Source organism: Nocardia sp. NPDC060220 (genome assembly GCF_042727815.1).
Taxonomy (GTDB): Bacteria; Actinomycetota; Actinomycetes; order Mycobacteriales; family Mycobacteriaceae; genus Nocardia.
Genome location: NZ_JBHWZY010000293.1, coordinates 1 through 7519, shown reverse-complemented (window position 1 = coordinate 7519; position 7519 = coordinate 1). Strand labels below are relative to the sequence as shown.

General features: G+C 67.0%; 7 protein-coding genes. 5 read left to right on the top strand and 2 right to left on the bottom strand.

Annotation, left to right across the window (positions count from 1 at the left end; translation table 11 throughout):
* Positions 1–256: 256 nt before the first annotated feature.
* The 4 genes from ACFWF3_RS16880 (at position 257) to ACFWF3_RS16865 (ending at position 5385) form a co-directional block, all read left to right on the top strand.
* Entirely contained in the window at positions 257–868 is a 612-nt protein-coding gene (locus ACFWF3_RS16880; protein WP_101464728.1) for an FHA domain-containing protein, read from the top strand.
* A gap of 124 nt (positions 869–992) precedes the next feature.
* Complete coding sequence (locus ACFWF3_RS16875) at positions 993–1550, top strand: DUF1772 domain-containing protein (RefSeq protein WP_379314393.1); 558 nt, start codon at positions 993–995, stop codon at positions 1548–1550.
* Between the two features lie 63 nt (positions 1551–1613).
* Positions 1614–2543, top strand: coding sequence for a lipase family alpha/beta hydrolase (locus ACFWF3_RS16870; protein WP_379314392.1), 930 nt, complete (start codon positions 1614–1616; stop codon positions 2541–2543).
* Positions 2544–2817: 274 nt separating this feature from the next.
* Positions 2818–5385: an ATP-dependent Clp protease ATP-binding subunit gene (locus tag ACFWF3_RS16865; RefSeq protein WP_379314391.1), complete on the top strand. Its 2568-nt coding sequence runs from the start codon at positions 2818–2820 to the stop codon at positions 5383–5385.
* Positions 5386–5464: 79 nt separating this feature from the next.
* Here the strand turns inward: ACFWF3_RS16865 and ACFWF3_RS16860 are convergent, their stop codons facing one another.
* Both ACFWF3_RS16860 and ACFWF3_RS16855 read right to left on the bottom strand, forming a co-directional pair.
* A complete protein-coding gene (locus ACFWF3_RS16860; RefSeq protein WP_379314390.1) occupies positions 5465–6256 on the bottom strand; it encodes an LLM class flavin-dependent oxidoreductase in 792 nt (263 codons plus the stop codon).
* A 2-nt stretch (positions 6257–6258) separates the two neighbouring features.
* Positions 6259–6522, bottom strand: a complete 264-nt coding sequence (locus ACFWF3_RS16855) for an SHOCT domain-containing protein (protein WP_378990748.1) — start codon at positions 6520–6522, stop codon at positions 6259–6261.
* Positions 6523–6651: 129 nt separating this feature from the next.
* On the opposite strand from ACFWF3_RS16855, the gene ACFWF3_RS16850 reads away from it, so the two are divergent.
* On the top strand, positions 6652–7500 hold the full coding sequence (locus ACFWF3_RS16850) for a helix-turn-helix domain-containing protein (RefSeq protein ID WP_378990747.1): 849 nt from the start codon (positions 6652–6654) through the stop codon (positions 7498–7500).
* Positions 7501–7519 lie beyond the last annotated feature (19 nt).

The window sequence follows — 7519 nt, the reverse complement described above, 5'->3', positions numbered from 1 at the left end:
CCGTTGCTTGCTCCTTCGTCGCCTACGCAACGGCGCCTCAACAGCGGGACGGCCGCGAACGGCAGGCTGCGCCTGCCTGCCCCTCCTCGAGGTCGGGGCGTGCGGGGTTGCGTTGGCGGGGAAAACGAGGGAACGAAGGGCCCGGGTTGTGCCGGGTGCGGGGAACAAGGGGCCCGGGTTGTCCCGGGTGTGGGGTCTCGGGACGTAGACTGATGGCCGTGCACAAGGTGTTTCGAGTATCCGGCGGTGTCGCGCAGTGAGTTCCTTCCTGCGGTATACCGACGACACCGGTAAGCAGCATGAACTGGCCCTGGAGGCCGGGCAGCAGCGTGTCACCATCGGGCGCAATGTGCAGGCCGACCTGGTGCTCGCGTGGGACGCCGAGGTTTCCCGGCTGCACGCCGCGGTCGAACACCTCGGTGCGCACTGGACCATCATCGACGACGGACTGTCGCGCAACGGCACCTTCGTCAACGGCGAGCGGCTGGTCGGGCGGCGTCGGCTGAGTCCCGGCGACCGGATTCGGGTCGGGACCACGCTCGTGCATTTCTTCGATTTCGGCGGTGTGGTGGATGACGCGACGCATACCGCGTCCGGGTCCATCCCCACGATGCGCTCACTGACCGAGACCCAGCGCGCGGTGCTGGTCGCGCTGTGCCGACCGTACAAACACGGCACCGGATTCGCGACGCCCGCGTCGAACCAGCAGATCGCCGAGGAATTGTTCCTCTCGATCGATGCCATCAAAACCCACCTGCGCGCCTTGTTCGCGAAGTTCGGGGTGGAGAATCTGCCGCAGAACCAGAAGCGCACCCGATTGGCCGCGCTGGCGATGCAGAGCGGCCTGATCTCCGACCACGATCTGTGAGTGCGACGTTCGCGTAGGTCGGTGAGCGTCTGAACTATGTCGCGGATCCGGTCTGGGCGGTTGACTTACTCGTATCACCGGAGCGCGAGATCGAAGCTCCGGACCACGAGTCAGGAGACATCACATGTTCGCAGTTCGGATGGCCACCATGGTGCTGGCCCTGCTCAGTACCGGACTCATCGCCGGCGTGTTCTACGCCTACGCGATCTCGGTGATGCCGGCGCTGGCCCGCACCGATGACCGCACGCTGATCGACGTGATGCAGAAGATCAACGTCGTGATCATCAACCCCTGGTTCATGTTCGGCTTCATGGGCACGGTCGGTTTCACGGCGCTGGCGGCCGCGCTGCACCTCGGTAGGGAACAGCGTTCGACACTGATCTGGATCGGAATCGCGTTGGCGCTCAACGTGATCGCGTTCGCGGTCACCGCCGGCTTGAACGTGCCGCTCAACGACGCGCTCGCCGCGGCGGGTGATCCGGCGTCGATCGCCGACACCGCCGCCGTCCGTGCGGATTTCGAGGCGACCTGGGTTCGCTGGAATATCGTCCGCGCGGTGCTGCACAGTGCCGCGTTCCTGGTGCTGTGCGGCGCGCTGTTCGCCGCGGGCGTGCAGCAGGGTAAGTCCAGTTCGGTCACCGACGTGGCCGCGGCACCGGTGTCGATGGTTTACGGCCGGTAGTGCCACGCGATCACTAGAACGTGTTCCATGATGAGTGGAACACGTTCTAGTGAGGAGTCGTTCATGCGACGTTGTTCGCTTCTGGTGCTGGCCGCTGCCCTGTTCGCCTGCCTGCCCGCCACCGCGTCGGCCCAGCCCCTTCCGGTCGACTACAACTTCTTCGCGGGCATTGCGCCGGAGCTCACCAACCCGGGCGGCTCGCTACCCGGCGCGAACGATCCGGGCTGCGTCCCCTCGCCCGAGCATCCCGACCCGGTGGTCCTGCTGCACGGCACCGGCGGCGGAGGGCAGACGAACTGGGGTGTATATGCCCCCCTGCTGGCCAACGAGGGCTACTGCGTCTTTTCCCTCACCTACGGCGCCTACGCCCTTCCCTGGCCCGTCTCGGCGATCGGCGGCATGCGTCCGATCGAGCAGAGCGCCGCCGAGGTCTCGGCCTTCGTCGACAGCGTGCTGGCCCGCACCGGCGCCGAGCGCGTCGACCTGATCGCCCATTCGCAGGGCAATATCGTCGGCAACTACTACCTCAAGCGGTTGGGCGGCGCAGACAAGGTCGGCAAGCTGGTCGGGATCGCGCCGCCGTGGCTCGGTACCAACGCGTTCGGCGCGGCCGACATCGCCCGCTTCAGCCGGGCGCTCGGCGCTGGTCCCGCCTTCGACGCGGTCAGCTCGTCGCTGTGTCAGGCCTGCGGGCAGATGTTCACCGGCTCGCCCTTCATGACCGCGCTCAATGCCGACGGTGTGTACGACGCACGGGTCACCTACACCAATATCGTCTCCGCCTTCGACGAACTGGTCGTTCCGCATACATCGGGCCTGGTCCCCGGCCCGAACGCCACCTCGATCGTGGTGCAGGACGGGTGCGCGCAGGACTACTCCGAACACCTGGCCATCGCGGGCAGCCCGCGCGCGGCAGGCCATGTCCTCAACGCCCTCGATCCCGCCCGGCAGGCCGCGGTCGCGTGCGAATTCGTCCCACCCTTCACCGGTTGAGCCGCGCGGCGCGATTTCGCTGTAGGCAAAACTGAGGTGGAAACGAATGCTGCGACGTGCGCGTTGTCAGTGAGTGACCATGTTGTCGCCGGTCCCCAATAGGGTGGACCGGCGGCGGCGGAATCCCCTGCCAACTAGAGTGGATGGCGGGGGCCGCAACCCCCGGGCTTCATGGCAGGCTGACGGCGAAAGTTGTCGGTCCGACGCCCTAGGTTGTATCGAGCATACTGCGGCGTCTGTTGCCAGAATGTCGGAGCAGGAGAGTGAGGGAGCGATGTTCGAGAGGTTCACCGACCGCGCGAGGCGTGTCGTTGTCCTGGCCCAAGAAGAGGCCCGGATGCTCAACCACAACTACATCGGCACCGAGCACATCCTGCTTGGGTTGATCCACGAGGGCGAGGGCGTGGCGGCGAAGTCGCTGGAGTCCCTTGGCATCTCGCTGGAGGGTGTGCGCAGCCAGGTCGAGGAGATCATCGGGCAGGGCCAGCAGGCGCCGTCCGGTCACATCCCCTTCACCCCGCGTGCCAAGAAGGTGCTGGAGCTGAGCCTGCGCGAAGCGCTGCAGCTCGGCCACAACTACATCGGTACCGAGCACATCCTGCTCGGCCTCATCCGCGAGGGCGAGGGCGTCGCGGCCCAGGTGCTGGTCAAGCTCGGCGCCGACCTCAACCGTGTCCGTCAGCAGGTCATCCAGCTGCTGTCCGGGTACCAGGGCAAGGAGCCCGTCGAGGGCGCCGGTCCGCGCGGCGAGGCGGGCACCCCGTCCACGTCGCTGGTGCTCGACCAGTTCGGTCGCAACCTCACTCAGGCGGCTCTGGAAGGCAAGCTCGATCCCGTCATCGGGCGCTCGAAGGAAATCGAGCGCGTGATGCAGGTGCTCTCGCGCCGCACCAAGAACAACCCGGTGCTGATCGGCGAGCCCGGTGTCGGTAAGACCGCGGTCGTCGAGGGCCTGGCACAGGCCATCGTCAACGGCGAGGTCCCCGAGACCCTCAAGGACAAGCAGCTCTACACCCTCGACCTGGGCTCCCTGGTCGCGGGCAGCCGCTACCGCGGTGACTTCGAAGAGCGCCTCAAGAAGGTGCTCAAGGAGATCAACACCCGCGGCGACATCATCCTGTTCATCGACGAGCTGCACACGCTCGTCGGCGCGGGTGCTGCCGAAGGCGCCATCGACGCGGCCTCGATCCTGAAGCCGAAGCTGGCCCGTGGCGAGCTGCAGACCATCGGTGCCACCACCCTCGACGAGTACCGCAAGTACATCGAGAAGGACGCCGCGCTGGAACGCCGTTTCCAGCCGGTGCAGGTGGGCGAGCCGACCGTCGAGCACACCATCAACATCCTCAAGGGTCTGCGCGACCGCTACGAGGCGCACCACCGGGTCTCCATCACCGACAGCGCGCTCGTCGCCGCCGCCACCCTGGCCGACCGCTACATCAACGACCGGTTCCTGCCGGACAAGGCGATCGACCTGATCGACGAAGCGGGCGCGCGCATGCGCATCCGCCGGATGACCGCTCCGCCGGACCTGCGCGACTTCGACGACAAGATCGCCGATGCGCGCCGGGAGAAGGAAAGCGCTATCGACGCGCAGGACTTCGAGAAGGCCGCGCGTCTGCGCGACAAGGAGAAGCAGCTCGTCGCCAAGCGTGCCGAGCGCGAGAAGCAGTGGCGTTCCGGTGATCTGGACGTCGTGGCCGAGGTCGACGACGAGCAGATCGCGGAGGTGCTGGCCAACTGGACCGGCATCCCCGTCTTCAAGCTCACCGAGGAGGAGACCACCCGTCTGCTCCGGATGGAAGACGAGCTGCACAAGCGGATCATCGGCCAGGAGGATGCCGTCAAGGCCGTCTCCAAGGCGATCCGCCGCACTCGCGCCGGTCTGAAGGACCCCAAGCGTCCGTCGGGCTCGTTCATCTTCGCCGGCCCCTCGGGTGTCGGTAAGACCGAGCTCGCCAAGTCGCTGGCGAACTTCCTGTTCGGCGACGACGACGCGCTCATCCAGATCGACATGGGCGAATTCCACGACCGCTTCACCGCTTCTCGTCTGTTCGGTGCCCCTCCCGGGTACGTGGGCTACGAGGAGGGCGGCCAGCTCACCGAGAAGGTGCGCCGCAAGCCGTTCTCGGTGGTGCTGTTCGACGAGATCGAGAAGGCGCACCAGGAGATCTACAACACCCTCCTGCAGGTGCTCGAGGACGGCCGTCTCACCGACGGTCAGGGTCGTACGGTCGACTTCAAGAACACCGTGCTGATCTTCACCTCGAACCTGGGCACCTCCGACATCTCCAAGGCTGTCGGCCTCGGCTTCACCCAGTCCAACGCCGAGGGCTCGAACTACGAGCGGATGAAGCTCAAGGTCAACGACGAGCTGAAGAAGCACTTCCGCCCCGAGTTCCTCAACCGCATCGACGACGTGATCGTCTTCCACCAGCTCACGAGCGAACAGATCGTGATGATGGTGGACCTGATGATCGCCCGCGTCTCGGTGCAGCTGAAGAACAAGGACATGGCGATGGAGCTGACCGAACAGGCCAAGAGCCTGCTCGCCAAGCGCGGCTTCGATCCGGTCCTCGGCGCTCGTCCGCTGCGTCGCACGATCCAGCGCGAGATCGAGGACCAGCTCTCGGAGAAGATCCTCTTCGGCGAGATCGGCGCGGGCCAGACCATTCTGGTCGACGTCGAAGGCTGGAACGGCGAGGGTCTCGGCGAGGACGCCAAGTTCACCTTCGAAGGCAAGACGAAGCTGACCAAGGGCTCCGCGACCGACGACAAGCCCGAGGTGGTTCTCACCGGCGCAGCCGAGGGCACCGCGCCCGAGGCCGCCGCCTCCGGCGAGTAAGTAGTAACCAGCTGAACCGAAAGCCCGCCCTCTGTATCAGAGGGCGGGCTTTTCGCGTCGCGGATCAGCAGCGCATCGTCTACTGACGTGCGCGTTCGAGAACCGGGGCGAAGGCGGTGGCCAGCTCGCCCGGGACGATCAGCTCGTCGATTCCGTAACGCTCGCTGCGGGACTCGAGGATTTTCACCGCGGCCTGTGGATCGCTGGGGAGAAGTCCGGCAGCCCCCGCGGCGCGGAGTTTTTCGGGGGTGTGGCCGAGGCGGGTGCTCAGCCAGCTGGGGAGCCGGTCGCCGATGCCGACCAGTTGGAGGGTGAATCGGATCTCGCGGTCGGTGTGGGCGGTGACGATGCCGACCATCTCGGCGAGGTCGTCTTCGGTCGCGTCCGGTGCCGCCGCCAGCAGAATGCGGTCGGCGTATCGCGCCGCGGTGGTGAGCATTCGAGGCCCGCTCGCCGCGATGACCACCGGTGGTGACGGGTCCACCTGGGCGCGCACCGAGGTGATGGTGTCGATCAGCTGGTTTCGTCGTTCACCCGCCGAACCCCATGGCATGCCGAGCCTTTCGGCCTCCGTTCGCGCGTCCGGTCGGCCGGTGCCGATCCCGAGTTCGAATCGGCCGTCCGAAAGCAGTTGCAGTGCCGCCGTTTCCCGAACAGTCGTCGCGGCGGAGCGGAAGGGCGCGGCCAGGACATTGGGCCGCAATCGCAGGTTCTCCGTCACGGCGGCGGCTGCTGCCAGGGCGATGAGCGGGGACGGCGTGTACAGCGTGTCCGGCAGCATCAGCGTGCGGTACCCCTGCGCCTGCGCCCCGGTCACCGCCTGTGTCCACTCCGCCCCGGACCGCGGCATGAGCACGATTCCGAATCGCATCGCTACTTCTTCCCGCGCGGTTCGCTCAATACCGCGAGCCTGCCGCGGTATTCGGCCTCGGTGATCTCGCCGCGAGCGAAACCTTCGCGCAGCGCGCCCACCGCGCCACCGCGTCCCGCGCACCGGCGGCGTGCGAAGAACACCAGTGCGATCACGGTGATCCAGAAGATCACCGGGAAGATCCAGAAGAACGGCCATGGATGCCACCCTCCGTCGTAGTGGTCGGCCAGCAGGGTCAGCGTCGTCGCGCTGTCGACAATGTTCATGTCTCAACCCTGCTCGCCCGAACGACCGACGACATCGGCCGCGAGACCCGATCCGGCGTACGTCACCGCGCGTACAACCCGTCGACCGGTACCGTGCAGTGCATCGGAGTTCCATCAGGAGGGGTGCACGTGACGCAGACCGATGGTGCGCACAGCCTCGACGATGTGCTGGCCGGTGTGCAGTGGCGCTTCGCCGGGCGCGACGAGTTCGCACTCACGGCGGGCCAGTGGGAGTTCATGACCGAGCCGAGCGCGCTGGTGGTGCTGGACGGGCTGGTCCGGGTCGAAGGGCTCAGCACGGCAGAAGACCTGGCGAGCGGGGATTTTCTGTTCGTGCCCGGCACCGAACGATTCGCGATCAACGCGCTGTCGGAGGGCCGGGTGCTCCGGGTGCGCCTGGAACCCGTCGGGACCGGCAGTGCCATGACCGCGCTGCCACAACGGCTGCTGCTGACCGGTTTCGTCGACCACACGCCTTTGGCCGCGACCATGTTTCGTCACCTGGTCCAACAGTGCCCTGACCCGTTCGGCGTCCAGGGCGACCGGGTGGCCACCTTGCTCACTTCGATGGCGATCGAGTCCTGGCATGCCCGTGGTTGCGCGCCACCACGGTGGCTGCTGAAGGTGAACGAGCCCGGGGTGGCGCAGGCCGTGGCCGCGATGCATGCCGACCCGGGGCAGGAGTGGACAGTTGAAGGGCTGGCAAAGATCGCGCTGGCCTCGCGGTCCGGGTTCGCCGCCCGGTTTCAGGCGGCGACCGGCCTCACGCCGGGCCGGTACCTGACGAAACTGCGGATCGAGCGGGCGCAACTGCTGTTGGTCGACCACGCTGTGCCGGTCGGCACGGTGGCCCGCCGGCTCGGCTATCGCTCGGAGACGGCGTTCGGGCGGGCGTTCCGGCGGCAGACGGGCCGCACGCCGTCGCAGTGGCGGCGGGCGGCCCGGGCATCGACTGAGGTCAGTGCGCCGCTCGGGTGAGTGAGTGCCGGATCAGGAC